The sequence below is a fragment of the Cupriavidus sp. YAF13 genome, assembly GCF_052113425.1.
GTDB lineage: Bacteria > Pseudomonadota > Gammaproteobacteria > Burkholderiales > Burkholderiaceae > Cupriavidus.
Window position 1 is genome coordinate 26,167 of record NZ_JBFRDD010000070.1, and the last position, 24,388, is coordinate 50,554.

General features: G+C 66.7%; 27 protein-coding genes. 14 read left to right on the top strand and 13 right to left on the bottom strand.

Annotated features, from left to right (window positions below; all coding sequences use genetic code 11):
* Nucleotides 1-14 precede the first annotated feature (14 nt).
* From slmA to argB, 3 genes are read right to left on the bottom strand one after another with little or no spacing between them, the layout of a single operon-like run.
* On the bottom strand, nt 15-674 hold the full coding sequence (gene slmA / locus AB4061_RS35760; protein ID WP_043343042.1) for a nucleoid occlusion factor SlmA: 660 nt from the start codon (nt 672-674) through the stop codon (nt 15-17).
* On the bottom strand, nt 671-1,651 hold the full coding sequence (locus tag AB4061_RS35765) for an HAD-IA family hydrolase (RefSeq protein WP_441640862.1): 981 nt from the start codon (nt 1,649-1,651) through the stop codon (nt 671-673). Before AB4061_RS35765 ends, slmA begins: the two co-directional genes overlap by 4 nt.
* Nucleotides 1,652-1,708: 57 nt before the next feature.
* The gene (gene argB / locus AB4061_RS35770; protein WP_006162725.1) at nt 1,709-2,638 is read right to left on the bottom strand and encodes an acetylglutamate kinase; all 930 of its coding nucleotides are present in this window, start codon (nt 2,636-2,638) and stop codon (nt 1,709-1,711) included.
* Between the two features lie 260 nt (nt 2,639-2,898).
* Between argB and AB4061_RS35775 the strand changes: the two genes are divergently transcribed.
* The 3 genes from AB4061_RS35775 (at nt 2,899) to AB4061_RS35785 (ending at nt 4,019) form a co-directional block, all read left to right on the top strand.
* Nucleotides 2,899-3,477, top strand: a complete 579-nt coding sequence (locus AB4061_RS35775; protein WP_441640863.1) for a sigma-70 family RNA polymerase sigma factor — start codon at nt 2,899-2,901, stop codon at nt 3,475-3,477.
* Between the two features lie 90 nt (nt 3,478-3,567).
* Entirely contained in the window at nt 3,568-3,795 is a 228-nt protein-coding gene (locus AB4061_RS35780) for a zf-HC2 domain-containing protein (RefSeq protein WP_441640864.1), read from the top strand.
* Entirely contained in the window at nt 3,792-4,019 is a 228-nt protein-coding gene (locus AB4061_RS35785; protein WP_441640865.1) for a cysteine-rich CWC family protein, read from the top strand. Before AB4061_RS35780 ends, AB4061_RS35785 begins: the two co-directional genes overlap by 4 nt.
* On the opposite strand, the gene AB4061_RS35790 is transcribed toward AB4061_RS35785, so the two are convergent.
* A complete protein-coding gene (locus AB4061_RS35790; protein WP_441640866.1) occupies nt 4,020-4,532 on the bottom strand; it encodes a DMT family transporter in 513 nt (170 codons plus the stop codon). It abuts the gene before it with no gap.
* 94 nt (nt 4,533-4,626) lie between these two features.
* Here AB4061_RS35790 and AB4061_RS35795 point away from each other — a divergent pair, with 94 nt between their 5' ends.
* Nucleotides 4,627-5,562, top strand: coding sequence for a LysR family transcriptional regulator (locus tag AB4061_RS35795; RefSeq protein WP_174426049.1), 936 nt, complete (start codon nt 4,627-4,629; stop codon nt 5,560-5,562).
* Between the two features lie 35 nt (nt 5,563-5,597).
* Here AB4061_RS35795 and AB4061_RS35800 read toward each other — a convergent pair whose 3' ends face one another.
* Complete coding sequence (locus AB4061_RS35800; RefSeq protein WP_441640867.1) at nt 5,598-6,077, bottom strand: copper chaperone PCu(A)C; 480 nt, start codon at nt 6,075-6,077, stop codon at nt 5,598-5,600.
* Nucleotides 6,078-6,291: 214 nt separating this feature from the next.
* On the opposite strand from AB4061_RS35800, the gene AB4061_RS35805 reads away from it, so the two are divergent.
* Both AB4061_RS35805 and AB4061_RS35810 read left to right on the top strand, forming a co-directional pair.
* A complete protein-coding gene (locus AB4061_RS35805; RefSeq protein ID WP_441640868.1) occupies nt 6,292-7,695 on the top strand; it encodes an ATP-binding protein in 1,404 nt (467 codons plus the stop codon).
* Complete coding sequence (locus AB4061_RS35810; protein WP_441640869.1) at nt 7,692-8,315, top strand: response regulator transcription factor; 624 nt, start codon at nt 7,692-7,694, stop codon at nt 8,313-8,315. The genes AB4061_RS35805 and AB4061_RS35810 overlap by 4 nt, the downstream gene beginning before the upstream one ends.
* 1 nt (nt 8,316) lies before the next feature.
* Here the strand turns inward: AB4061_RS35810 and AB4061_RS35815 are convergent, their stop codons facing one another.
* The 3 genes from AB4061_RS35815 to AB4061_RS35825 form a co-directional block, all read right to left on the bottom strand.
* Complete coding sequence (locus AB4061_RS35815) at nt 8,317-8,613, bottom strand: hypothetical protein (protein ID WP_441640870.1); 297 nt, start codon at nt 8,611-8,613, stop codon at nt 8,317-8,319.
* Nucleotides 8,614-8,811: 198 nt separating this feature from the next.
* Nucleotides 8,812-9,015 carry a CsbD family protein gene (locus tag AB4061_RS35820; protein WP_183032171.1) on the bottom strand — a complete coding sequence of 68 codons (204 nt, stop codon included), beginning with the start codon at nt 9,013-9,015 and terminating at the stop codon, nt 8,812-8,814.
* Nucleotides 9,016-9,068: 53 nt separating this feature from the next.
* Nucleotides 9,069-9,650 carry a hypothetical protein gene (locus AB4061_RS35825; protein ID WP_441640871.1) on the bottom strand — a complete coding sequence of 194 codons (582 nt, stop codon included), beginning with the start codon at nt 9,648-9,650 and terminating at the stop codon, nt 9,069-9,071.
* A 224-nt stretch (nt 9,651-9,874) separates the two neighbouring features.
* Here AB4061_RS35825 and AB4061_RS35830 point away from each other — a divergent pair, with 224 nt between their 5' ends.
* A complete protein-coding gene (locus AB4061_RS35830) occupies nt 9,875-10,426 on the top strand; it encodes a YcnI family copper-binding membrane protein (protein WP_441640872.1) in 552 nt (183 codons plus the stop codon).
* Between the two features lie 96 nt (nt 10,427-10,522).
* Here AB4061_RS35830 and hslU read toward each other — a convergent pair whose 3' ends face one another.
* The 4 genes from hslU to AB4061_RS35850 form a co-directional block, all read right to left on the bottom strand.
* Nucleotides 10,523-11,854: an ATP-dependent protease ATPase subunit HslU gene (gene hslU, locus AB4061_RS35835; protein ID WP_441640873.1), complete on the bottom strand. Its 1,332-nt coding sequence runs from the start codon at nt 11,852-11,854 to the stop codon at nt 10,523-10,525.
* Nucleotides 11,855-11,946: 92 nt separating this feature from the next.
* The gene (hslV, locus tag AB4061_RS35840; RefSeq protein WP_006162714.1) at nt 11,947-12,483 is read right to left on the bottom strand and encodes an ATP-dependent protease subunit HslV; all 537 of its coding nucleotides are present in this window, start codon (nt 12,481-12,483) and stop codon (nt 11,947-11,949) included.
* A gap of 53 nt (nt 12,484-12,536) precedes the next feature.
* Nucleotides 12,537-13,595: a tripartite tricarboxylate transporter substrate-binding protein gene (locus AB4061_RS35845; protein WP_441640874.1), complete on the bottom strand. Its 1,059-nt coding sequence runs from the start codon at nt 13,593-13,595 to the stop codon at nt 12,537-12,539.
* 317 nt (nt 13,596-13,912) lie between these two features.
* Complete coding sequence (locus tag AB4061_RS35850) at nt 13,913-14,812, bottom strand: alpha/beta fold hydrolase (RefSeq protein WP_441640875.1); 900 nt, start codon at nt 14,810-14,812, stop codon at nt 13,913-13,915.
* A 147-nt stretch (nt 14,813-14,959) separates the two neighbouring features.
* Between AB4061_RS35850 and AB4061_RS35855 the strand changes: the two genes are divergently transcribed.
* From AB4061_RS35855 to AB4061_RS35880, 6 genes are all read left to right on the top strand, one after another.
* Nucleotides 14,960-15,481 (top strand): Fur family transcriptional regulator, encoded by a 522-nt coding sequence (locus AB4061_RS35855; protein ID WP_441640876.1) that lies wholly within the window; start codon nt 14,960-14,962, stop codon nt 15,479-15,481.
* Between the two features lie 101 nt (nt 15,482-15,582).
* Complete coding sequence (locus AB4061_RS35860; RefSeq protein ID WP_441640877.1) at nt 15,583-16,680, top strand: CobW family GTP-binding protein; 1,098 nt, start codon at nt 15,583-15,585, stop codon at nt 16,678-16,680.
* Between the two features lie 323 nt (nt 16,681-17,003).
* Nucleotides 17,004-17,690 carry an RNA polymerase-binding protein DksA gene (dksA, locus tag AB4061_RS35865; RefSeq protein ID WP_441640895.1) on the top strand — a complete coding sequence of 229 codons (687 nt, stop codon included), beginning with the start codon at nt 17,004-17,006 and terminating at the stop codon, nt 17,688-17,690.
* Between the two features lie 266 nt (nt 17,691-17,956).
* The gene (zigA, locus tag AB4061_RS35870; protein WP_441640878.1) at nt 17,957-19,264 is read left to right on the top strand and encodes a zinc metallochaperone GTPase ZigA; all 1,308 of its coding nucleotides are present in this window, start codon (nt 17,957-17,959) and stop codon (nt 19,262-19,264) included.
* Entirely contained in the window at nt 19,254-19,721 is a 468-nt protein-coding gene (locus AB4061_RS35875; protein ID WP_441640879.1) for a hypothetical protein, read from the top strand. The genes zigA and AB4061_RS35875 overlap by 11 nt, the downstream gene beginning before the upstream one ends.
* A gap of 57 nt (nt 19,722-19,778) precedes the next feature.
* Nucleotides 19,779-21,800, top strand: coding sequence for a TonB-dependent receptor (locus tag AB4061_RS35880; protein ID WP_441640896.1), 2,022 nt, complete (start codon nt 19,779-19,781; stop codon nt 21,798-21,800).
* A gap of 68 nt (nt 21,801-21,868) precedes the next feature.
* On the opposite strand, the gene AB4061_RS35885 is transcribed toward AB4061_RS35880, so the two are convergent.
* Nucleotides 21,869-22,492, bottom strand: a complete 624-nt coding sequence (locus tag AB4061_RS35885; RefSeq protein ID WP_441640880.1) for a glutathione S-transferase family protein — start codon at nt 22,490-22,492, stop codon at nt 21,869-21,871.
* A gap of 304 nt (nt 22,493-22,796) precedes the next feature.
* Here AB4061_RS35885 and AB4061_RS35890 point away from each other — a divergent pair, with 304 nt between their 5' ends.
* On the top strand, nt 22,797-24,383 hold the full coding sequence (locus AB4061_RS35890; protein WP_441640881.1) for an ABC transporter substrate-binding protein: 1,587 nt from the start codon (nt 22,797-22,799) through the stop codon (nt 24,381-24,383).
* Nucleotides 24,384-24,388: the final 5 nt, after the last annotated feature.

Here is a 24,388-nt window from a genome sequence, read left to right on the forward strand (position 1 = left end):
ACCGCCGGCGCAGCCTAGCCGAGCAACACGCGCAGCTGCGCGTCCGCGTTCTCGCTGGGCAGTTTGCGAAAGCCGCTCTTGGCATAGCGATGCCACTGCCCCTGCACGGTCGCCACGATCAGCGCGGCGCGCACCGGCACATCGGCGTCGGGCGGAAACGCACCCTGGCTGATGGCGATCTTCAGGCACTGCCGCAGCGAGGCCTCGATCCGGTCCACTACCTGGTTGATGCGCTCCTGCAGGCGATCATGCTCGCCCACCAGCGCTTCGCCGGTCAGCACGCGCGTCATGCCGGGATTTTTCTCGGCAAAGGACAGCAGCATGCGCACCACGGCGTGCGCCTGGCGCAAGCCATGCTCTTCCTGGGTGGTGATCTGGTTGATCAGTCCGAAGACGGTCTGCTCGATAAAGCCGATCAGGCCTTCGAACATCTGCGCCTTGCTGGCGAAATGGCGGTACAGCGCCGCCTCCGATACGCTGAGCTTGGCAGCCAGCGCCGCGGTCGTGACCTTTTCCCCGCGCGGCACTTCCAGCATCCCGGCCAGCGTCTGCAGGATCTGCACCCGCCGCTCGCCTGGACGCGGGCGTTTGCGTGCCGGCGCCCCGTCCGCGCCTGCGCCCTGCCCGGCAGCGGCCGGAGCCGCACCCGATGGGTGCCCGTTACTGTGCATCATGACCCGATTCTCCGCATTCGTCGTTGGAGTTGATGCATGGATTGTACTTTTACGTCCACATAGCCGGGGCGATTTACGATCCGCGCCCGCACACGCGGCGCCGATGCCGGCAGCGCCTGCGGCGCTGTCGTGCCCGACGCCAGTGCGGGTGGATCCTGCGTTTCGGCCGCCACCAGCGTCACCGAGTGTTCCTGCGCGGCGTGGCCGGCGTGCTGCCGGTCCTCCGCGTCCAGCGTGCTGCGCAGCACGGCGTCGCCGCTGGCGCCCGCCACGGCGGCGCCCGCGGGCATTGGCACGTCGTGCGGACGCGATGGCGCCAGCGTGCGCAGGTAGCCCGTCACCCAGGCCGTGCGAATGCCCGTGCCCGCGTAGCGCTTGAGGTGAGACAACGTGTCTTCCACCAGCACCGCGCGGTGCGGCGCCACCCGCTGCTGTACCAGCAACCGGCGCAGCATGCGCCGGTCCGGCTTGGGCCGCAGATGGCCGTGCACCCACATGTCCTCGATGGCGACCACCCGCTCGAAACACGGTTGGATGCCAGCCACCTTCATGACCGCGCGCGCGTATTGCTCCGGCGCGTTGGTCACCAGGATCTTGCGCCCGGGCAGGCGGCGCAGGTGGCCGACCAGGCCGCGCTGCACCCGCACCATCTCCGCCAGCTCGGGGAAATCATGCGCGGCGCGCAGGAAGTCGGCCGGGTCCACGTTGTGGTGGCGGATCATGCCCAGCAGCGTCGCGCCATAGCGCTGCCAGTACTTCACCCGGACCTCGCTGGCGGTGGCCTCGTCACTGCCCAGCACGCGCGCGACATACGCCGTCATCAACTGGTTGATGGCGGGAAAGATCGCATGCGACGCGTCGTGCAGCGTGTTGTCGAGGTCGAACAGCCAGACCGTGCGGCCGGAATTGTCGCCCGCGGGGCGGCGTCGGCGCGCACCGCGCAGGCTGCGGCGCAAGGGCGGGGAAATAGAGGGCACGGGGGAAGAAAAAGAAGTGGAGCGGCAGCGCGCGGCGCGCGCTGCCGTAGATGCGTTCTAGTGCGAACGGATCATGGTACCGAACGCTTGTTCGGTCAGGATTTCAAGCAGCAGCGAGTGTTCGATGCGGCCGTCGATGATGTGTACCGAATTCACGCCGCTCTTGGCCGCGTCCAGCGCTGACGAGATCTTGGGCAGCATGCCGCCGGAGATGGTGCCGTCCGCGAACAGTTCCTCGATCTCGCGCGCCGACAGGTCGGTCAGCAGGTTGCCGGCCTTGTCCATCACGCCCGGGATGTTGGTCATCATGACCAGCTTCTCGGCCTTGAGGATCTCGGCCATCTTGCCCGCCACCACATCGGCGTTGATGTTGTAGGCCTGGCCGTCGTCGGAAAAGCCGATCGGCGAGATCACCGGGATGAAGGCGTCGTCCTGCAGGGCCTTGACCACCGCCGGGTTGATCGCCTCGATATCGCCCACGAAGCCGATGTCGATGAAGGCGCCGGGGCTTTCGCGGTCCGGCATCTTGAGGCGCTTGGCGCGGATCAGGCCGCCGTCCTTGCCGGTCAGGCCCACGGCCTGGCCGCCATATTGGTTGATCAGCATGACGATGTCCTGCTGCACTTCGCCGCCAAGCACCCATTCGACCACTTCCATGGTCTCTTCATCGGTGACGCGCATGCCCTGGATGAACGTGCCGACCTTGCCGACCTTCTTCAGGGCTTCGTCGATCTGCGGGCCACCGCCGTGAACCACGACCGGGTTCATGCCGACCAGCTTGAGCAGGATCACGTCGCGCGCGAAGCCGTGCTTGAGCTTTTCCTCGGTCATCGCGTTTCCGCCGTACTTGACCACAATGGTCTTGCCGTGGAACTTGCGGATATAGGGCAGCGCCTCGGCAAGGATTTCGGCCTTGAGGGCTGGGGCAATTGCGGCCACCGCGGTAGCGGCAGGCCCAGGGGTGTCGGCGTTCATGGCAAGGGACATCCGTGAGATTCAACAGGTATCATGGCAATTCTGACCGGCGGTGAGCCAATGGTTATGGGGCTTTTTACCCCGAATAGGCCACCTCCGGCCGCGGCAGGCGCCGATTTTACAAGAAACCGCGGCGCACGCGTGCAGACGGTGGTGCAGCGGGGGGTCAAAACCGGTGCATGCGTACTGCGGCGCACCATGGCGTTCTATCCACGCAACAGTTGTCCGACAGTAGTCCAACAGTCGCATCGCCACCGAATAGCGGCAACACAATGAGCCTGCACCCCGACGATCTTAGCGCCCTGCGCCCCCATTTGCTGCGCTTTGCCCGCCTGCAACTGCGCGACCAGGCACTGGCCGAGGATACCGTCTCCGACACCCTGGTGGCCGCGCTGGAACACCCGGAGCGCTTCAGCGGCCAGTCCGCGCTGAAGACCTACCTCATCGGCATCCTCAAGCACAAGATCATCGATGCGCTGCGCAGCGGCCGGCGCGAAGTACGCCTGACGCTAGGCGGCGGCGACGAGGACGGCGAGGCGCAGTCGGATATCGACGCCTTCGACGCCCTGTTCGCCAAGAACGGCCACTACCATACGCCGCCCACCGACTGGGGCAACCCGGACCGCACGCTGGAGCGCCGCGAGTTCTTCGAGATCCTCCAGCTGTGCGTGGACAAGCTGCCCGCCAAGATCGGCCGGATTTTCATGATGCGGGAATGGCTGGAGCTGGAAACCGAAGAAATCTGTCAGGAACTCGAGATCACGACGACTAATGCCTGGGTCATGCTGTACCGAGCCCGCATGCGCCTGCGCGAGTGCCTGGAACTGAACTGGTTTGGGCACAAGGCGTGAGCGCCCGACGCTCGCCTGGCCTTGTCAGCAGGCCGGGGCAGCCAGGCAAGCTGCCCCGGCCCGAAACCGCCTCTCCGACCGAAGGAAGCCATGCCTGATACGCCATCCCGCCGCCGGCTGCTGCCAAACTGCCGCGAGATCCACCACCTGACCATGGAAAGCATGGACCGGCCGCTGAGCTGGTTCGAGCGTGTGCGCATGCGCGGGCACATGGCCATTTGCGACGCGTGCACCAATTTTTCGGGCCAGATGCGGCTGATGCGGACCGCCATGTCCCGGCTGGGCCAGGAAGACGAGCTGCCCAGGGACAAGCCGTGAGCGATCCGGCCACGGTGCTGACGGGGCAGTTGCGCCCCATCGAGCATTGCAGCGCCTGCGGCGCCGGCTTTGTCTGCGGCTATGCCGCCGGCCTGCCCCACTGCTGGTGCGCCACCCAGCCGCTGCTGCCCGCCCGCCAGATCGTGCCGGGCCAGCACTGCCTTTGCCCAGCCTGCCTGGCGCGCCGACGTGAGGCTGGCGGCCAGGCGCAAGCCAAAGGCTGATCAGTTCGCCGCCTGCGCTGGCGTTGCGCTGCCCGCGCCCGCCGCGGCGAACTGCATCACCACCACCCCCAGCACCACCAGCGCAGCGCCGGCCAGGCGCCCCGGCGTCACGGCGCGCGCCGCGAAGCCCGCGAGGCCGAACTGGTCCAGCAGCAGCGCGCCCACCATCTGCCCCGCCACCACCGCCGCCATAAAGCCGCCGGCGCCCAGGCGCGGGGACAGCACCAGCGCCACGGTAATGTAGAACACGCCCGCCACGCCGCCGGCCCAGATCCAGGCCGGCCCGCCCGCCGCCAGCGAGGGCAGCGGGACCTTCAGCAGCCACAGCAGCGGCAGCACCACCGCCAGGCTGACCAGCAGCGACACCAAGGTGGCCCACAGCGGATGGCCCAGGCTGCGCCCGAGCATGGCGTTGGCGCCGCCCTGGAAGGGAATCAGTGCCCCCGAAACGATGGTCACCAGGACAGGAACGAGGCCGGCAAGCGCCGGCGAAAAGTGATTGAGACCAGGCATTGAGGCATCTCCTTCGCCAAAAGTTGGATGCCTCAGTGTGAAATATTGCGCCGCGAATTACCAATTCTCGTTTCGTAGCGTTAATATGCGCCGCATGAATGATCTCCGCGGTATCGACCTGAACCTGCTGGTGGTGCTGGAAGCCCTGCTGGCCGAACGACATATTTCGCGCGCGGCGCTGCGCCTGCACCTCAGCCAGCCTGCGGTGAGCCACGCGCTGGGCCGCCTGCGCCAGTTGCTGGACGACCCTTTGCTGGTGCGCGGCCAGGGCGGCCTGGTGCCGAGCGCGCGCGCCCATGAACTGGCGGGCCCGTTGGCCGAGGCACTGGCGCAGGTGCGCATCCTGCTGGGGCCGTCCGGCTTTCAGCCCGCCACGGCGCGCCGCAGCTTCCGCCTGGCCATGTCCGACTACGGCGCCATGGCGCTGCTGCCCGGCCTGCTGCGCGCGGTGCGCAAGATCGCCCCGGGCATCGACCTGGTGGTCAGCCAGGCCAGCCGCGAAGCCATGACAGCCAAGGTCGCGGACGGCGAGATCGACCTGGCGCTAGGCGTGTTCGGGCAGCCCCCGGAAGGCGTGCACTGCACGGAGCTGTTCGAGGAAACCTATGCCTGCATGGTGGATGCGGCCACGGTGCGCGGCCTGGGCAAGCTCGACCAGGTGGCGTACCTGGCCCGCTCGCATGTGCTGGTGGCGGCCCACAGCGAGCGCGTGGATGCCATCGACGCCGCCGTGGCCAAGGTGGGCGGGCGGCGCAAGATTGCCTGCGTGCTGCCCCACTGGAGCGTGGCGCCAGCGCTGATTGCCGGCACCAACCTGGTCCTGACCACGGCGCGCCGCAGCCTGGCCGCGTTCGAGGAGGACCCGCGCTTCGCAGTGTTCGATCCGCCCTTCCCCCTGCCGGGCTTTGGCTTCAGCCTGATCTGGCACGACCGTACCGACGCCGATCCCGGCCATAGCTGGCTGCGCGACCGCGTGATCGCGGTGGCCGCAGGCGACGAGCCGGACGACGCGATCAGCCTGCGCAGCTAGGCAGCCCGGCTGGCTGCCTGTACGGCTTCAGTGCTTCAGTGCTTGTGGTCACCGTGCGCGCCGGCGGCCGGCGCCGTTGCGGTGAGGTCGCGCACTTCGGCGTCCACCTTCTGCTCGGTCACCTTGCCGCCCTGCTCGATCTTGAGCGTCAGCGGCACGGTGTCACCCTTCTTCAGCGGCGCCTTGAGGCCCATCAGCATCACGTGATAGCCGCCCGGCTTGAGCTCGACGTCCTGCATGCGGGGCAGGTCGAGCGCGCCAATCGCGCGCATGCGCATCACGTTGCCATCCATCTTCATCTCATGCACTTCGGCCGTGGCGGCCGCCGGCGTACTGACGCCGATCAGCTTGGCGGGCTCGTGCGCGTGCAGGGTCATGAAGACGCCGGTGGCGGTCTGCGCCGGCACGGTGCCGCGCGCCCAGGCGTTGCTGACATCGACCTGGGCGAAAGCCGCGGTCGAGCACAGCGCGGCGAGCAGGGCGGTGGGCACCGCGGCGAGGAATCTGGCTTGCATCTGGACTATCTCCACTGAGATTCAAAGGACTGCACAAAGAGAACATTAGACCATGACACCCCTGGCGACGTGAGCCAGGCGGCGCAAATCGAGGAACCGGCCGGTTGGCGGTCCGGCAGCGAACCGTTCAGTCTGGCAGCGGCCCCGGCACCAACCAATGCGGCACGGTGTCGCACGCGGCAGGCCGGGCGCCGGTCGTTGTTAAACTCGCGGCATGGATACCATCGCAGCCGTGCCGCCAGACACGGCCCCCTCCCGCCCCGGCTCTGCCACGAGCATCATCCCGGTCCGCCACAACCTGATGAGCCTGCGCCGCCTGTTCTGGCTGCGCTGGGCGCTGATGGGCGGGCAAGCGGTGCTGCTGGTCTCGTGCGAGGCCGTGGCCGGCGTGATCCTGCCGTACAGCCCCCTGCTGGCGATCCTTTCGCTGCAAGCGGTGTTCAACCTGCTCACCGGCCTGCGTCTGCGCATGCACACCGGCCGCGGCGCCATGCCGAGCGACGCCGAGCTGATGGGCCAGCTGATGGTCGACCTGACGGCGCTGTCGGCCAACCTGTTCTTCACCGGCGGCGCGACCAATCCTTTTGTCTCGTTCTACCTGCCGGGCCTGGCGATCGCCGCCGCCATCCTGCCGTGGCGCAACGTGATCGCGCTCGCCGCCTACGCGATGGCCTGCTACAGCCTGATGCTGATCGAGTATGTGCCGCTGAACCTGCACAACCCGGACAACGCCATCAACTATCACCTGGCCGGCATGTGGCTCAATTTTGTCGCCAGCGCCACCATGATCGCGGTCTTCGTGGCGCGCCTGTCCGGCGTGCTGCGCCAGCGCGACGCGGAGCTCAACCTGGCGCGCGAACAGTTGCTGCGCGACGCGCGCATCGAAGCGCTGAACGACCAGGCCGCGGCGGTCGCCCACGAGATCGGCACGCCGCTGGCCACGCTGGCGGTCATCGCCGGCGAGCTGCGCGCCGATGCGGCGGACCCGCGCCTGGCCACCACGCAAGTGTCCGCCTACCTGCCGGACCTGCAAACCATGGAACAACAGCTCGAGCTGTGCAAATCGATCCTGGCCCGCCTGCGCGACGACCACGAGACCGCGGCGGCGCAGCGCATCGATGCGTGGCTGGACGGCTATGTGGAGCGCTGGCAATTGCGCCACCCCCATGCCCGCCTGGAAGCCAATGCCATTGGCGACGCCGCGGCCCTGCCGGTGGAGGCCGCGCGCGTGGGGCAGATCCTGACAATCCTGCTGGACAACGCCGCGCGCAGCCAGCTGGCCGCGGGGCACGAGCAGATACCGCTGCGCCTGGCCATCGCGCTGGAGGACGATCGCGCGCTGCCGACGCTGATCTTCCGCGTCACCGACCGCGGCCTGGGCATCCCAAAATCCCAGCGCGCGCGCCTGGGCGAAGCACCGATGACCAGCATGCATGGCGGCCAGGGCATCGGCGTGTACCTGGCGCAAAGCGCGGCCCTGCAGATGGGCGGCCGGCTGGCCTGGCATGACCACCATGAGGGCGGCACCGTGGCCGAGCTGCGCCTGCCCGCGCCCTCCCTGGCAGCCTTACCGGCCGCCTCACCGTTTGCCTCACCCCTGACAACGAGCCCGCGATGACCGACGCCCTCCACGATCCCGCCGCCGCTGGCGCACAGCCCGGCGCCAGCGATGCCGCTCCCTTCCTGGTCGTCGACGACGATGCCGTGTTCGCCGGCGCGCTGGCGCGTGCGCTGACGCGCCGCGGCTATGCCGTGCAGATCGCCCACAACCGGCAGCAGGCGCTCGCGCTAGCCGCGCAAACGCCCTTTGCCTACATCACGCTGGACCTGCACCTGAGCGCGCCGCCGGAAGCCGGCAACACCGCGCCAGCCGAATCTGGCCTGCAGCTGGTCGCGCCGCTGCGCGCGGCGTTGCCCGATGCGCGCATCCTGGTGCTGACGGGCTATGCGAGCATTGCCACCGCGGTGGCCGCGGTCAAGCATGGTGCCGATGAGTATCTGGCCAAGCCGGCCAATGTGGATTCGATCCTGACCGCGCTGATGGCCGGCATATCGGAAGACGCGGCCGAAGCCGCCATGGAGGAGCCGGTGCCGCTATCGGTGGCCCGGCTGGAGTGGGAACACATCCAGCGCGTCCTGTCCGAGCATGAGGGCAATATCTCGGCCACCGCGCGCGCGCTCAATATGCACCGGCGCACGCTGCAGCGCAAACTGGGCAAGCGGCCGGTATCGCGCTAGCTCAGAGGCGCAGCTGCACGTAGTCCCAGTCCAGATCTTCTTCCCGCCCAGGGGCTTGCTCGGCAATGCGCAGCGCGTCGCTGGCATGGCGGTCGGCGCGCGAGCCGAGATCGCCGGCTTGCACGGCCAGTTCCACCGCGGCCCTCGGTGCGGTGCTGGCCAACACGGCGCGCTTCGCCACCACCGGCGCGCTCGCCTGGCGAAGTACGGGCGCGGCCTCCGGGCGCACGCAGAGAAAGACAGTTGCCGCGGCAAGGCCGCACAGTACGCCGAACGAGGACAGTAGCTCGCGTTTCATTTCGTTTCTCCTGCCAGGTTGGTGGTTGAAAATGCGGGTGCAAATCGGCCGGCTACGATCCTTCGATCGTGCCGGCCGCCACTTTGGCATTGCATCGCAACACGCACCAGCGTGCTTACGAATGCTTACCTGTCTTACGCTTCTCTTTACCAGCGTGTCTTATCCGCGTCTCTTACCAACGTCTCTTGGTAGCGTCTCTTACCAGCGTGAATCACGCTCCCACGCCTTCAACTCCTCTTCGACACGCTCCTTGGTGTAGCCATAGCGCTCCTGGATCCGGCCGGCAAGCTGGTCGCGCTTGCCCTGGATCTGGGTAAGGTCGTCGTCGGTGAGCTGGCCCCACTTTTCCTTGACCTTGCCCTTGGCCTGGTCCCATTTGCCTGCGATCTGATCCCAATTCATGGTCGCTTCCTCTATCGTGGATGGGTGACATGCCGACTTGGCGTGCTGGCCAGTTACTTGGCGTACTTGGTCTTCACGTCAGCCACGCACTTGTCCTTGGCATCGCCGGACAGTGCATCGCACTTTTGCTTGTCTGCCTTGTAGGCGGCGTCCACGGTGTCCTTCTTGGCGTCGGCGCGCGCTTCGGCTACGTCGGTGCTGGTGCCGGTGGCGGCAGCCTTCTCGACCTTGGCCGAACCCAGGGCCCGCTCGTGGGCAACCTTGGCTTCCTTCACGCACACGGCCTTGTCATTGCCCTTTACGTCCTCGCATTTTTCCTTGGCCACGCTGTAGTCGGCATCGGCCTTGACCTTGTCCGCCTTGGCGCGCGCCTTGGCCGTGCCATCGCGGGTCGCTTCGGCGTTAGCCTTGGCCACGTCCTCGTCGCGCTTGGCTTCCTTCACGCACACGTCCTTGGCGTTGTCCTTGAGGCTGTCGCACTGGGCGCGCGCGGCCTTGTAGTTGGCGCTGGCGGTCTTCACGGCCGCGTCGTAGTCCGCTTTGGAACCTGCGGGTGCGCCATGCGCCAGCGTGAAGGCGGCAGGGCCGGCAAACATCATCGAACACACTGCTGCGCTCAGCCATTTCTTCATCATGTCGTGCTCCTTTTTCAGTGGCGGATATTGTGGGAGGGCGATCTCGCTCTTGGCCTTTGCCAAGTGCGATCCGCGTTTGCCCACTCCGTATGTACAGAGTACGCATGGGCGCCTCCGAAAATCAGGCGTGGCACTCCGAAAGCCGCGTAAGACAAATCCGACATGATTTCCGGGACACACGATGCCTGCGGCGCTAGACTGACGCGCTTCCCAGGAGAATCCACATGACCGCATCCCGCCTGCTGCCCGCAGTGACCATCGCGCTGGCCTCGCTTGGCGCAAGCTGGACGCCCGCCGCGTTCGCGCACATCGTGTTCGAGCAAAAGGCCGCGGCGGCAGGCAGCTACTTCAAAGGCGCGCTGATGGTGGGCCATGGCTGCAACGGCAGCGCCACCCGCGCCATCACCGTGACCATCCCGGAAGGCGTGCAAGGCGCCCATCCGCAGCCCAAGGCAGGCTGGCAACTGGAAGTGAAACGCGCGCCGCTGGCCAAGCCTTATGCCTCGCACGGCAAGACCGTGAGCGAGGATGTGCGCACGCTGCGCTGGTTTGCCGGCTCGCTGGCCGACGCGCACTTCGATGAGTTCGTGATGCTGATGAAGCTGCCCGAGCAGGCCGGCAAGCTGTATTTCCCGGTGGTGCAGGAATGCGAGGACGGCCGCACCGAATGGACGCAGATCCCCGCGGATGGCCAGAGCCTGCGCGAGCTGAAGACGCCGGCGGCAGAGCTGGAGCTGACCGCGCCGATGCCGGCGGGGCATGCGCACGCGCACTGAGCGGGCGCATTGCCAGACGGCAAAAGGGCAAAGGGCGCACCGAAGTGCGCCCTTTGCCGTCTGGATCGTCTGGATGCCGCTGAACCGGGCTAAGGCTTACAGCACGTAGCGCGACAGGTCCTCGTTGCCGGCCAGGTCGCCCAGGCGCTCATCCACATAGGCCGCGTCGATGGTGACCGTCTCGCCCGATGACTTGGTGGCATGGAAGGACAGGTCCTCCAGCAGCCGCTCCATCACCGTGTACAAGCGGCGCGCGCCGATGTTCTCGACCTTCTCGTTGACCGAGAAAGCGATCTCTGCCAGGCGGCGGATGCCATCCGGCGCGAACACCAGCTGCACCTGCTCGGTGTTCAACAGCGCCTGGTATTGCTTGGTCAGGCTGGCGTCGGTCTGCGTCAGGATGGCTTCGAAGTCGGAGACCGACAGTGATTCCAGCTCGACGCGGATCGGGAAGCGCCCTTGCAGCTCGGGGATCAGGTCGCTCGGCTTGGACAGGTGGAAGGCGCCCGAGGCAATGAACAGGATGTGATCGGTCTTGATCATGCCGTACTTGGTGTTCACCGTGGTGCCCTCGACCAGCGGCAGCAGGTCGCGCTGCACGCCCTGGCGCGACACTTCGGCGCCGCCCACGTCGCTGCGGCTGGCGATCTTGTCGATCTCGTCCAGGAACACGATGCCGTTCTGCTCGACGTTGCCGACCGCCTTGTGCTTGACCTCTTCGTCATTGAGCAGCTTGGCGGCTTCTTCGTCGATCAGCAGCTTGAAGGCTTCGTGCACCTTCATCTTGCGGCGCGCCTTCTTGCCCTGGCCCAGGCCGGCAAACATGGTGCGGATCTGCTCGGTCATGTCTTCCATGCCCGGGGGACCCATGATGTCCATGTTCGGCGAGCCGGCGGCAACCTCAAGCTCGATCTCCTTGTCGTCGAGCTGGCCTTCGCGCAGCTTCTTGCGAAACACCTGGCGCGTGTTGGAATCCTTTTCCTCGGGCTGATTGAAGCCGATATCGCGCGGCGGCGGCAGCAGCACGTCGAGCAGGCGGTCCTCGGCGGCTTCCTCGGCCTTGGCGCGCACCTTCTTCATTTCGGATTCGCGCGCCTGCTTGACCGCCATCTCCGCGAGGTCGCGCACGATGGTGTCCACGTCGCGGCCGACATAGCCCACCTCGGTGAACTTGGTGGCCTCGATCTTGATGAACGGCGCATCGGCCAGCTTGGCCAGGCGACGCGCGATCTCGGTCTTGCCGACGCCGGTCGGCCCGATCATCAGAATGTTCTTGGGCGTGATTTCCTGGCGCAGGGGCTCTTCCACCTGCTGGCGGCGCCAGCGATTGCGCAGCGCAACCGCTACCGCCTTCTTGGCCTTGTTCTGGCCGATGATGTGCTTGTCGAGTTCGGAAACAATTTCCGACGGGGTCATGGTATGCGACATGGTATCCGTTCAGAGGAAGACGACGGACCGGAGCGGTAAGGCATCCGGGCCCAGGCGGCCGTGCGTCAGGTCATTGCGCAGCCGGCCGACGCTCATTCCAGCGTCTCGATGACGAAATTGGTGTTGGTGTAGATGCAGAGCTCGCCGGCAATGCCCAGCGACTTCTCGACGATGTCCTTGGGCGAAAGCTCGGTGTTCTCCACCAGCGCCTTGGCGGCCGACTGGGCGTAGGCGCCGCCCGAGCCAATCGCGGCCACGCCGCCTTCGGGGTCGAGCACATCGCCGTTGCCGGTGATCACCAGCGTGGTGTCGCGGTCGGCGGTAATCAGCATGGCCTCGAGCCGGCGCAGCGCGCGGTCCGAGCGCCAGTCCTTGGCGAGGTCGACGGCGGCGCGGGTCAGGTTGCCCTGGTACTTCTCCAGCTTGGCCTCGAAGCGGTCGAGCAGCGAGAAGGCATCGGCGGTGCTGCCGGCGAAGCCAACCAGTACCTTGCCGTTGTAGATGCGGCGGACCTTGCGGGCAGTGCCCTTCATCACAATATTGCCAAGTGTGACCTGGCCGTCACCGCCAACTGCAACCTGGTTGCCGCGCCGGACGCTGACGATGGTAGTGCCGTGATACTGTTCCATGATGGCTTCGCGAGAATGTGTCAGGGAGGTAGGTGGCGACGGCTGCGGTGAATTCAAGGGCCGCCGCAAGCGGCCCTCCGTGCGCATCCGTTGCCGCACCGAAGGCAACCAGAACAATATAGACGAGGCGGCGTTGGGCGCGCGCGCTTCTTGATCACCGGGCTCCACTTGCCGATTTCCCCGGCCAGGAAGACCTTCAGCGATTCCGGCGTGGCGCGCTGCGCGGGCACGGCTTCGGCGCCCAGCTCCGCCATCTTGGCGCGGAAGTTGGGGTCCGTGACCGCCTTTTGCAGCGCTGCCGAGAGCTTGTCCACCACCGGCTTGGGCGTGCCCTTGGGCGCGTACATGGCGTGCCAGATCTTCACTTCGACGCCCGGCAGGCCTTGCTCGGCGGCCGTCGGGATGTCCTTGAAGGCTTCCACGCGGCGGCTCTGCATGGCGGCGTACGGCTTGAGCGCCCCCGCCTTGAGCTGGCCAGCGATATTGGTGGTCTGGTCGCACATCAGGTTGACCTGGCCGCCCAGGATATCGGTCAGCGCCGGCGCCGTGCCCTTGTAGGGCACCGTGGTCAGGTCGGTCTGGATCGCGCTCAGGAAGAGCAGGCCGCACAGGTGCGAGGCCGAGCCGATGCCCGCGTTGGCCAGCGACAGCTTGCTGGCATTGGCTTTGATATAGGGCAGCAATTCCTTGAAGTTGGCGGGCGGCAGGTTCTTGTTGCCAATCATCACCATCGGCACGTCGGCGATCTCGCCCACGGTTTCGAAGTCCTTGAGCGGATCGAAGCCGAGGTTGCGGTACAGCGCCGGCGCGGTGGACATGCCGATATGGTGGATCAGGATGGTGTAGCCGTCTCCCTTGGCCTGCGCGACCTTCTTGGCGCCGATGGTGCCGCCGGCGCCGCCCAGGTTCTCGATCACCATCGTGGTACCCAGGTGCTTGGACATGATCATGACCAGCTCGCGCGAGACCTTGTCGGTAGGGCCGCCCGCGGCAAAAGGCACCACCACCGATACCGGCTTGCTGCCAGGGAATTCCTCTGCCTGCGCGCCCGCATGCACTCCCATTACGCCGACCGTCAGCGCGGCAGCCACAAACTGTGCAACTCGTTTCATGCTATCTCCTGGATACCCTTCTATTCCCGTCCCGACACTGCCCCGGCCGGAGTGGCGCGCCCTGTCGGGTGCTGCCATTCCTGCGCTGCCGGCCCGATCCGGGCGGCAGCGCCGACCATGACGCGGGCACAGCGCATACGGCCGCCGCGGCTTGGGCCGCGCGACCGGAGCGCAATGCTATCAATGTCGAAAAGTGGCAAATATCCGGAATAACCCGCTAAGACATTTCTTCGCAAAGGTACGCTAAATGTATCGAACTCGACGCAGCCTGCGGGAATCGGTGCTCAACAGGAGAACCACGGGAGGCCAACGAAAGATCAACAGAAGAAGCCGAGCATTTCCTCCTGCAGCACCCCGGGCGCCTCCTCCGGGATGTAATGCCCGCAGGGCACCGCGCGGCCGCTGACGTCGCTCGCCACCTCCTGCCACAGCGCCAACGGCTCGAAGCAACGCGCCACCACGCCATGCTCGCCCCACAGCACGCGCAGCGGGCAATCCAGCCGGCGGCCATCCGTGCGGTCCGCCCGGTCATGGTCCAGGTCGATGGTGGCTGCCGCGCGGTAGTCCTCGCACATGGCGTGCACGTGGGCCGGATCGCGCATGGCGGCGGTGTAGGCGGCCATCGCCTCGGGCGCGAACGGGCTCAGCCCGGCGTGGCGCAGGCCCATCAGCTTGTTGAGGTAGAACTCCGGCTCCGCGTTGATCAGCGTTTCCGGGAACGGCGCCGGCTGGATCAGGAAGAACCAGTGCCAATAGGCGGCGGCAAATGCCATGCTGGTGCGCTCGTACATGGCCAGCGTGGGAGCGATGTCCAGCAGCATGGCGCGCGTGACCCGGCTGGGATGGTCCGCGATCAGCCGGTGCGCCACGCGCGCGCCGCGGTCATGGGCGCATAGTGCGAAGCGGTCGAAACCCAGCTGCGCCATCACCGCCACCTGGTCCTGCGCCATCGCGCGCTTGCTGTAGGTCTCGAAGCCGGCCGTGCCCGGCGGCGCGCTGCTGCTCCCATAGCCGCGCAGGTCGGTGGCGATCACGGTGAAGTGGTCGGCCAGCGCGGGTGCCACCTTGTGCCAGATCAGGTGGCTCTGGGGATGGCCATGCAGCAGCAACAGCGGCGGCCCGGAGCCGCCGCGCACGCCGGCGATCCCCACGTCGCCGATGTGCAGGCGAAAGGGCTCGAAATTGGGGAACAGCAGGGCGCTGGCGTCGTTCTGCATGCGGTGTCTCCTCGGGTCTCGGGGGCCTGCTGGCGATGATAGACGCAAACCGCGGGCGCGATGGGGCGCACGCTGCTGACGGCCGCCAGGGCGCCGAGTTGACGCAACTGAATTGCATCACCCGGGGCACTATGGTTAAATCGGCCCATGAGCAGCAGCCCCTCCCCCACCCAGGCCATGCCTGGACCCGCCATGCCCCCCGCGCCGGCCATCCTGGACGCCGCCCACGAACGCCTGCGCGAGCTGGGCGCGCGTGTGACCCAGCCGCGCCTTGGCATCCTGGCATGCCTGATGGAAAGCCATGAGCCGCTGACCCACCAGGCCGTGATCGACCGCATGCCGGCCGATGGCGAAGCGATCGACCGCGTGACCGTGTACCGCGTGCTCGACTGGCTGGTCGAGCAAGGGCTGGCCCAGAAGCGGGCCGGCCACGACCGGGTCTTCCGCTTCAGCCTGGTCGAGCATGAGGCCGCGCGCGCACAGGTGCACCGGCAGCACAGCCACTTCCATTGCAACCGCTGTGACCGCACTTTCTGCCTGGACGGCGTCAGCGCGCCGGCGCAAGCCGCGCCCAAGGTGCCGAGCGGCTTTGCCGTGGAGCATGTGGAGCTGACCGTGAACGGCGTTTGCGCCGAATGCGGCGCACGCACCCCTGGCAAGCATGGCTGAGCGGCGTCACCGCCCGCTCGCTAGACGAACGAACAAGTTATCCAAACCCGACTTACCCCGCGCACGACAGGCCAAAGCGGCATCCCTTCCCGGAGAAAACAATGTCTAAACTGATCCCGGTCACGATCCTGACCGGCTTCCTCGGCAGCGGCAAGACCACCCTGCTCAAGCGCATCCTGAGCGAGCAGCACGGCATGAAGATCGCCGTGATCGAAAACGAGTTCGGCGAAGAGAACATCGACAACGAGATCCTGGTGCAGGATGGCCGCGAGCAGATCGTGCAGATGAGCAACGGCTGCATCTGCTGCACCATCCGCGGCGACCTGGTGGCAGCGCTGTCGCAACTGATGACCCGCCGCGACGCCGGCGAGATCGATTTCGACCGCGTCGTGATCGAAACCACGGGCGTGGCCAATCCGGGCCCGGTGGCCCAGACCTTCTTCATGGACGACGAGATCGCCCAGCGCTACCTGCTGGACGCCGTGATCACCCTGGTGGATGCCAAGCACGCCCACCATCAGCTCGACAAGCAGGAAGAAGCCCAGCGCCAGGTTGGCTTTGCCGACGCCATCTTCGTCACCAAGGCCGACCTCGTGGCGGAAGGCGAGATCGCCGACCTGCGCCACCGCCTGCTGCACATGAACCCGCGCGCGCCCGTGCGCACGGCGCATTTCGGCGAGGCGCCGATCGACACAATCTTTGACCTTCGGGGCTTCAATCTGAACGAAAAGCTGGAAATCGACCCGGATTTCCTGCGTGCCGAGGCCGAAGAGCACGATCACGACCATGCGCACGAGCACGCGCATGGCGACCATTGCGCCGATGACTGCGGCCATGACCATCATGACCACCACGATCACGGTCATGATCACAAGCACGACCATCACCATCACCACCACCACACCGACCGCATCGGCTCCTTCGTCTTCCGCAGCGAAAAACCCTTCAATTACGCCAAGCTGGAGGAATTCCTGTCTGGCATCCTGTCGGTCTATGGGGAAAACCTGCTGCGCTACAAAGGCGTACTCTATATGGACGCGGTGGACCGGAAAGTGGTCTTCCAGGGCGTGCATCAGCTGATGGGCAGCGATATCGGTGCAAAATGGGGCGAAGAAACCCCCGGCACCAAGATGGTCTTCATTGGCCTGGACCTGCCCAAGGACGCCATCCTGAAGGGCCTGGCCACCTGCCTGGCCTGAAGCCGGCAGGCTGCGCCGCCCGCCCTGCCGCCCCCCCTCGTCGGAGGGGGGCTGGGATATCAGGGAAAACTCCCCGCTTTTCTCCCATATCTCCAAAATTTTTGTTCAAGTACAATAGGCTGGATTTAGTGCGGGGAACGTAGCCTTTTGTCTTTTGGCCATTTGGTCATTTGGCGATGGTGCCCGCAATGCAGGGCGGCGGTCGTCGTCAGCATGAGGCGGGCTGCCGGCAGGTGCGGTCGCAGTGCTTTATGCGGAGACCGCCCTCCGCTCGGGGCACCCGTCACGCGCCGTCATCGATCGACGCGAGAGAGAGGTGTCCCATGGTAGCCGCAACGAAAACGAAACAAAGCCGCAGCAAAAGCAGCAGCGCTGCGGCCGAGACGCTGAAGGCGCAGTCCATGGAGGCTGCGCCTGCTCCCCGCGGCAGTACGGCGCACGCCGGTGCGGGCGAGGCCAAGGGAGGCACGCACAGCAGCCAGTCTGCAGCCAGCCAGAGCGAAACCTCCGCGCCGCGCAAGCGGCCGGACACTGCACCCGAGCGGACCAAGACGCCGCCGGTCGCACCAACAAGAGAATCAGCAGCAACCATGAGCAGCAATAAACTTCTGACTGAAGCTGAAATCCTGAAGATGGGCGACAAGGATTACATGAACGAAGCGCAGCTCGGCTTCTTCAAACATCGCCTTGAGCAGCTGCGCGACGATATCCTGAAAAACGCCGACCAGACCACCGAGCACCTGCGCGAAACGGTCATCGTGCCGGATCCCGCCGACCGCGCCACCATCGAAGAAGAGCACGCGCTGGAACTGCGCACGCGCGACCGCGAGCGCAAGCTGCTCAAGAAAGTCGAGCAATCGCTGGCCCGCATCGAGTCCGGCGACTACGGCTGGTGCGAGGAAACCGGCGAGCCGATCGGCGTGCCGCGCCTGCTGGCCCGGCCCACCGCCACGCTGTCGCTGGAAGCCCAGCAACGCCGCGAACTGCGCCAGAAGCTGTTCGGCGACTGATTCGGCGACTGCCCGGGGCTGTCGCCCCGCGCGCCAGACGGCCCGGTTCTCCGGGCCGTTTTGTTTGAGCGGCACGACACCTGCAGGCATCGCCTGCCATTCATCATTCGCCTTTGTGGTGTCACAGGCACGGGCCTATCATTAGGAACGGCGGGATTCGTGCGGCCATCGCGCTCCCCGAATTGCCTGCTTTCCCCCTTGCTTTCTGATACAGTCGCAACTTTGTTGCAATAACACGCGCCCCAACCCCGGCGCGACTCGATGCCATGGCCGATCGCCTGCCCGTCACCGTGCTGTCCGGATTCCTCGGTGCCGGCAAGACAACCCTGCTCAATCATGTTCTGGCCAACCGCGAAGGCAAGCGGGTGGCAGTGATCGTCAACGACCTGGCCGACGTCAACATCGACGCCCGCCTGCTTGGCGACGGCATGCTGGCGCAGGCTGGCGAGCGCCTGATCGAGCTGACCAATGGCTGCATCTGCTGCACGCTGCGCGAGGACCTGCTGACCGAGATCGGCAAGCTGGCACGCGAGGGCCGCTTCGATTACCTGCTAGTCGAGTCGACCGGGGTCGCCGAGCCGCTGCCCATCGCGGAGACCTTCACCTTCGAGGATGAGCAAGGCGTGGCACTGGACACCGTTGCCCGCCTGGATACCATGGTGACGGTAGTCGATGCCGCGCACTTCCTGCAAGACTTCAACGAAGCCGACTTCCTCCAGGACCGTGGCCAGGCGCGCGACGAGGACGACGACCGCACGGTGGTCGACCTGCTGATCGAGCAGGTCGAATTCTGCGACGTGATCGTGCTCAACAAGCTCGACCTCGTCAGCGAGGCCGAGCGCGAGCGCCTCGCCGGCATCCTGCATTCGCTCAACCCGCGCGCGGCCATCGTGCCGGCCAGCTTCGGCAAGGTACCGCTGGACAGCATCCTCGACACCGGCCGCTTCGACTTCGACGCCGCCGCCGCCGCCCCGGGCTGGCTGGCGGAACTGCGCGGCGAACACGTACCGGAGAGCGAAGCCTACGGCATCGGCAGCTTCGTCTACCGCCGCCGCCGCCCCTTCCATCCGCAGCGCTTCGCCGACCTGATCCACACCGAATGGCTGCGCGAGCATGGCAATGTGCTGCGCTCCAAGGGCTTCTTCTGGCTGGCCACGCGCATGCACGCAGCCGGCACCTGGGGCCAGGCAGGCGGCGTGTGCCGCCACGGCGGTGCTGGCGCCTGGTGGGCCGCGCTGGATTCGTCCGAATGGCCGGACGACGAAGCAGGCCGCGCCGAGCTCGAAGCCGATATGACCGTGGATGGCAAACCCGCGCCCTTCGGCGACCGGCGCCAGGAACTGGTGCTGATCGGCCAGGACCTTGACCGCCCCGCGCTCGAAGCGCTGCTGGACGCCTGCCTGCTGACCGACGCGGAAATGGCTGCCGGCCCGGATGCCTGGGCGCAGTACGCCGACCCGTTCCCGAGCTGGGACGACGGCCTGGACGATGACGGCCACGAGCATGGCGACGACTGCGGTTGCGATGACCACGGCCACGATCACGGCCACAATCACGGCGGGCATGGCCACTGACGCCGTTCGGCCCTGGCAGCGCCTGCAGCGCTGGCGCGAGCGCGGCCTCGGCCTATGGCCGGCGCTCTGGCTGGCGCTGTGCCTGCTGCTGGCCCAGCATGCCGGGCTGACGCACCGCATTCATCACGGCGGGCTGTTCAGCCCGGCGCTGCAGGCCGCCGCCAGCAACCGCGAGGCTGCCCTGCCTGTTACCGGCGCCGACGACAACGAGATCCATGTCACCGATAGCGCCCGGGCCGATCCCGGCCTGCCGCTCTCGCTCAAGCTGGCGGGGCACTTCTGCGTCTTGTTCGACGGCGCCACGGTGGCCGCCAGCCATTGCGGCACGCCGGTCATGCCGGCGCTCACGCACCTGCAGTCGCCGGTGCCGTTCAGCGTGGGCTGGCGCCGGCCCGACCTGCAACATCCCCAGCCTTTCCGCTCGCGCGCCCCTCCGGCCGTTCACGCTCTCGCCTGAAACCCGGGCCGCGGCTGCCAAGCCGCCGCCCGCCGCCTGCCGCATCGCGCCGCGCTCCTGAACCTTGCTGCCCGCCGCCGTGCCGCGCATTTTGCGCTCATCACAGCTAACCCGCTGGGCAGCGAGCTCACCGACCTGGTGGCGCCAGTCTCCACCCTCAGCGGCGATGCCCTTGCCGTGCGCCAGGGCAGCACGCTGGGCGACACCCTGGACAAGCTGCCGGGCGTGTCCTCAAGCTACTTCGGCCCGAACGCCAGCCGCCCGATCATCCGAGGCCTGGACGGCGACCGCATCAAGGTGCTGCAGAACGGCGGCACCACCGTCGACGCCTCCACCCTGTCCAACGACCACGCCGTGCCAGTTGATCCGCTGGTGGCCGAGCGCATTGAAGTGGTGCGCGGCCCGGCCGCGCTGATGTACGGCGGCAACGCCATCGGCGGCGTGGTCAACGTGATCGACAACCGCATCCCGAAGGAGCCGATCCAGGGCATCGGCGGCGCGGTGGACGCCAGCGCCACCGCCGGCGGCGACAGCGCGCGCAACGCCAGCGGCCTGCTCGAGGCCGGCAATGGCCAGATCGCCATCCATGCCGACGCCTTCGCCCGCAAGACCAGCGACCTGCGCATCCCCGGCTACGCGCGCAGCGCCAGCCTGCGCAACAGCCAGCCGCTGCCGGAAGGCGAAAACGAGGCCTACGGCCGCCTGCCCAACAGCAACGCGCAGCAGTCGGGCGGCTCGCTGGGTGGCGCTTACACCTGGGCCGACGGCTTCGTCGGCGCCAACTACAGCGAGTACCACAACGAATACGGCACCCCCGCCGAAGACACCGTGCGGCTGCAGATGCGCCAGCAACGCTTCGCGCTCGAAGGCGAGGCGCGCAACCTGGCCGGCAATACCGGTGGCTTCATCGAATCGGTCAAGGGCAAGTTCAGCTACACCGACTACGAACACAAGGAGGTCGACTCCGGGCAGACCGGCACCATCTTCAAGAACAACGGCTGGGACGCACGCTTCGAGGCCAAGCACGCGCGCATCGGCAACATGATGGGTGTGATCGGCACCCAGTTCGGCTCGACCCGCTTCTCGGCGCTTGGCGAGGAAGCCTTCGTGCCGAGCACCGACACCGACAACGCGGCCCTGTTCATCTTCGAGGAAATGCCGCTGACCGCTAGCGGCGACCTCAAGCTCAACCTGGGCGGGCGCATGGACCACACCAGCGTGAAGGCGCAGGCCAACGGCAACGACCGCTTCTCCGACGCCAGCCGCAGCTTCAACGCCGGCAGCGCCTCGGCCGGCCTGCTCTACAAGCTGGCGCCGGCCTGGTCGCTGACCAGCAACCTGGCCTACACGGAGCGCGCCCCGACCTTCTACGAGCTGTACGCCAATGGCCCCCACGTGGCTACCGGCTCGTGGGAGCAAGGCGACCCCAACGCCAACAAGGAACGCGCAACCTCGCTGGACCTGGGCGTGCGCTTCAAGTCGGGCCCGCACAGCGCCGGCCTGTCGGGCTATTACAGCCGCTTCGCGAACTACCTGGCGCTCACCAACACGGGCACCGCGCGCGACGCGGAGGGCGATTCCGTCACGCCCGGCAGCGCCGGCGCATTGCCCGTGATGCAATACATGGGCGTGCCCGCCACGCTGTACGGCTTCGAGGCCGAAGGCAAGACACGTGTGTGGCAGAAGCTGCTGACCAGCAGCGACACGGTGGACCTGGAGGCCCGCGCGGACTACGTGCGCGGCGAGAACCGCAACACCGGCCAGCCGCTGCCGCGCCTGTCCCCGTTGCGCCTGGGTGGCGCGGTGGTGTACGGCGCCGGCCCGTGGGGGGCGCGCGCGGACGTGACCTACGCCGCCCGCCAGACGCGCGTGCCATCCAATGACACGCCCACCGATGCATACACCTTGCTTGGCGTGTCCATCACGTACAAGTTCAAGATGGCAGGCACCCAGACGCTGGTCTACCTGCGCGGCGACAACCTGACCAACCAGGACGCCCGCAGCGCCACCTCGATCCTGCGCGACGTCGCGCCGCTGGCAGGGCGCAGCGTCAAGCTGGGCGTGCGCACGACGTTCTAAGCCTCTGCGCAACTGGCAAGAAACGGGGCGCGTATTGCGCCCCGTTGTATTGCGCCCCGTTTCTTCACTCAGGCAATGCCGTTGCACCCGTGGCGCGCAAACCCTTCCCGCTCGCCAAGCCGCTCGAAGTATTCCGCCACCGCCGGATAGTCCGGATGCGGCAACGGCGTGGCGTACCACCGGTTTACCGACAAGCCGATCGGAATATCGGCGAGTGTGAAGCGCTCGCCCGCGACATAGCCGCCCGACACCGCGAGTTGACGCTCGAGGATGCCGATATGCCGTGACCAGCTGGCAATGGAAGCCGCGATCTCCCGCTCGTCCCGGTGCAAAGGCGATTGCCTGACCAGCGCCATGAACGCGTAGCGCCACGTGTTGTTCAGCTCCGTCGCCTGCCAGTCCATCCATTGGTCCACCCGCGCGCGCTGCTGCGCGGCAGCCGGGTAGATGGCGCCATCGCCATAGCGCGACGCCAGGTAGCGGATGATGGTGTTCGACTCCCAAAGCACAAAGCCCTCGTCGTCGAGCACCGGCACCATCGCGTTCGGATTCAGCGCGAGGAATTCCGCCGTATCGGTGGGGCGGTAGCCCGAGCCCCAGTCCTCGCGCACGAACGGCAAGCCGAGTTCGTCGCAGCACCAGAGCACCTTGCGGACGTTGATGGAGGAGGCCTTTCCAAGGATCTTGAGCATGGGCGGGGAGGCGCGCGTGGCGCAAAGAGAATGGCTTCCAATATAAAGCCGGGCTGTCAGGTCGCACAGGCACAGTTGCGCCGGTTTGCGGCCTGACAGTTGGCATTTGACCGTTGACAATTGCAATTGAACAGTCCGAAGTTTGTGCCACGCCGCAGGGCAAACACCCCGCAAAACCGCACGCCCGCTGTGCACGGCCGCCTCGCCCCGGTGCATCCGGCGCTGCGGGTCTGCCCGCCTTGACATGGATGTCTGCATCTCCTGACAATGCCTGCACCGCATCTTGCCTACCAGGGACCCATCGATGACGATCATCCGCCGCGCCCTTGGCGCCGCAGCACTTGCCACGAGCCTCGCCTGCGCCGCGCTCTCCCCAACCGCGGTTGCTGCCAGCCTCACCATCGGCATGTCGGGGGACATCACCTCGCTGGACCCGCACTATCACAACGTCACGCCCAACGCGAACGTGGCCGAGCACATGTTCGAGGCCCTGATCGCCAAGGACGAGACGATGCGCTTCAAGCCCGCGCTGGCGCTCTCGTGGAAGCCGGTCGATGACACCACCTGGGAAATCAAGCTGCGCCCCGGCGTGAAGTTCCACGACGGCAGCGAGTTCACCTCGGCCGACGTGGTCTACTCGCTGAACCGCCCCGCCACGGTCAAGAACAGCCCGTCGCCGTACACCATCTACACCAAGGGCTTCAAGGACATCACCGCGGTCGACAAGCTGACCGTGCGCATCACCACCCACGGCCCTTACCCGCTGGTGCCCAATGACCTCTCCACCATCTACATGCTGTCGAAGAAGGTCGCGGAGAACGCCAGCGGCGACGACTTCAACAGCGGCCGCGCCATGGTCGGCACCGGCCCGTACAAGTTCGTCAGCTTCCGCAAGGGCGACCGCATCGAGCTGACGCGCAACGACAGCTACTGGGGCAACAAGCCGGAGTGGGACACTGTATCGCTGCGCATCCTCACCAACGACGCGCCGCGCGTGGCCGCGCTGCTTGCCGGCGACGTGCAGGTCATCGAGAACGTGCCCACCTCGGATATCCGCAAGCTCTCCGCCGATCCCGGCGTGAGCGTGTTCAAGGTGCCGACCTTCCGCATGATGTACCTGCACCTGGACAGCAACCGCGACGTCACGCCCTTCGTCACCGACAAGACCGGCAAGCCGCTCGCCAGGAACCCGCTCAAGGACGCGCGCGTGCGCGCCGCCATCTCGCACGCCATCTCGCGCCAGGCCATCGTCGACCGCGTGATGGAAGGCGCCGCCGAGCCCACCGGGCAGCTCGTGAACTCCACCTTGTTCGGCCATGTGCCAGGCCTCAAGCCCGACACCTTCGACGCCGCAGGCGCCAGGAAACTGCTGGCGGAAGCGGGCTATCCCGACGGCTTCGCGCTCACGCTGCACGCGCCCAACAACCGCTACGTCAACGACGAACAAGTCGCGCAGGCGATTGCCTCCATGCTGGCGCGCGTCGGCATCCAGACCCGGGTCGAAGCCATGCCGTCCGCCACCTTCTTCACGCGCGCCAACAAGCTGGAGTTCTCCTTCATGCTGGCCGGCTGGGGCGCGGACACGGGCGAGGCTGGCTCGTCGCTGAAGTCGCTGCTGGCCACCTACGATCCGGCCAAGGGCTGGGGCGCATCCAATCGCGGCCGCTACAGCAACCCTGCGCTGGATGCCAAGCTGGCCACGGCGCTGACCACCATCGACGATCGCGCGCGCGAGAAGCTGCTGCAGGACGCGACCGAGATCGGGATCAAGGATGACGGCGTGATCCCGCTGTATTTCCAGATCAACGTATGGGCAGCGAAGAAGGGGTACAAGGTGGTGCCGCGCCAGGATGAGCGCACCTACGCATTCGCCATCAGCAAAGGCTCCTGACCGCT

Excerpts from the sequence above, each read along its gene's own strand:
- slmA (WP_043343042.1), bottom strand. The coding sequence starts at position 674 with ATGATGCACAGTAACGGGCACCCATCGGGTGCGGCTCCGGCCGCTGCC.
- argB (WP_006162725.1), bottom strand. The coding sequence starts at position 2,638 with ATGTCCCTTGCCATGAACGCCGACACCCCTGGGCCTGCCGCTACCGCG.
- AB4061_RS35775 (WP_441640863.1), top strand. The coding sequence starts at position 2,899 with ATGAGCCTGCACCCCGACGATCTTAGCGCCCTGCGCCCCCATTTGCTG.
- AB4061_RS35780 (WP_441640864.1), top strand. The coding sequence starts at position 3,568 with ATGCCTGATACGCCATCCCGCCGCCGGCTGCTGCCAAACTGCCGCGAG.
- AB4061_RS35790 (WP_441640866.1), bottom strand. The coding sequence starts at position 4,532 with ATGCCTGGTCTCAATCACTTTTCGCCGGCGCTTGCCGGCCTCGTTCCT.
- AB4061_RS35795 (WP_174426049.1), top strand. The coding sequence starts at position 4,627 with ATGAATGATCTCCGCGGTATCGACCTGAACCTGCTGGTGGTGCTGGAA.
- AB4061_RS35800 (WP_441640867.1), bottom strand. The coding sequence starts at position 6,077 with ATGCAAGCCAGATTCCTCGCCGCGGTGCCCACCGCCCTGCTCGCCGCG.
- AB4061_RS35805 (WP_441640868.1), top strand. The coding sequence starts at position 6,292 with ATGGATACCATCGCAGCCGTGCCGCCAGACACGGCCCCCTCCCGCCCC.
- AB4061_RS35810 (WP_441640869.1), top strand. The coding sequence starts at position 7,692 with ATGACCGACGCCCTCCACGATCCCGCCGCCGCTGGCGCACAGCCCGGC.
- AB4061_RS35815 (WP_441640870.1), bottom strand. The coding sequence starts at position 8,613 with ATGAAACGCGAGCTACTGTCCTCGTTCGGCGTACTGTGCGGCCTTGCC.
- AB4061_RS35820 (WP_183032171.1), bottom strand. The coding sequence starts at position 9,015 with ATGAATTGGGATCAGATCGCAGGCAAATGGGACCAGGCCAAGGGCAAG.
- AB4061_RS35825 (WP_441640871.1), bottom strand. The coding sequence starts at position 9,650 with ATGATGAAGAAATGGCTGAGCGCAGCAGTGTGTTCGATGATGTTTGCC.
- AB4061_RS35830 (WP_441640872.1), top strand. The coding sequence starts at position 9,875 with ATGACCGCATCCCGCCTGCTGCCCGCAGTGACCATCGCGCTGGCCTCG.
- hslU (WP_441640873.1), bottom strand. The coding sequence starts at position 11,854 with ATGTCGCATACCATGACCCCGTCGGAAATTGTTTCCGAACTCGACAAG.
- hslV (WP_006162714.1), bottom strand. The coding sequence starts at position 12,483 with ATGGAACAGTATCACGGCACTACCATCGTCAGCGTCCGGCGCGGCAAC.
- AB4061_RS35845 (WP_441640874.1), bottom strand. The coding sequence starts at position 13,595 with ATGAAACGAGTTGCACAGTTTGTGGCTGCCGCGCTGACGGTCGGCGTA.
- AB4061_RS35850 (WP_441640875.1), bottom strand. The coding sequence starts at position 14,812 with ATGCAGAACGACGCCAGCGCCCTGCTGTTCCCCAATTTCGAGCCCTTT.
- AB4061_RS35855 (WP_441640876.1), top strand. The coding sequence starts at position 14,960 with ATGAGCAGCAGCCCCTCCCCCACCCAGGCCATGCCTGGACCCGCCATG.
- AB4061_RS35860 (WP_441640877.1), top strand. The coding sequence starts at position 15,583 with ATGTCTAAACTGATCCCGGTCACGATCCTGACCGGCTTCCTCGGCAGC.
- dksA (WP_441640895.1), top strand. The coding sequence starts at position 17,004 with ATGGTAGCCGCAACGAAAACGAAACAAAGCCGCAGCAAAAGCAGCAGC.
- zigA (WP_441640878.1), top strand. The coding sequence starts at position 17,957 with ATGGCCGATCGCCTGCCCGTCACCGTGCTGTCCGGATTCCTCGGTGCC.
- AB4061_RS35875 (WP_441640879.1), top strand. The coding sequence starts at position 19,254 with ATGGCCACTGACGCCGTTCGGCCCTGGCAGCGCCTGCAGCGCTGGCGC.
- AB4061_RS35885 (WP_441640880.1), bottom strand. The coding sequence starts at position 22,492 with ATGCTCAAGATCCTTGGAAAGGCCTCCTCCATCAACGTCCGCAAGGTG.
- AB4061_RS35890 (WP_441640881.1), top strand. The coding sequence starts at position 22,797 with ATGACGATCATCCGCCGCGCCCTTGGCGCCGCAGCACTTGCCACGAGC.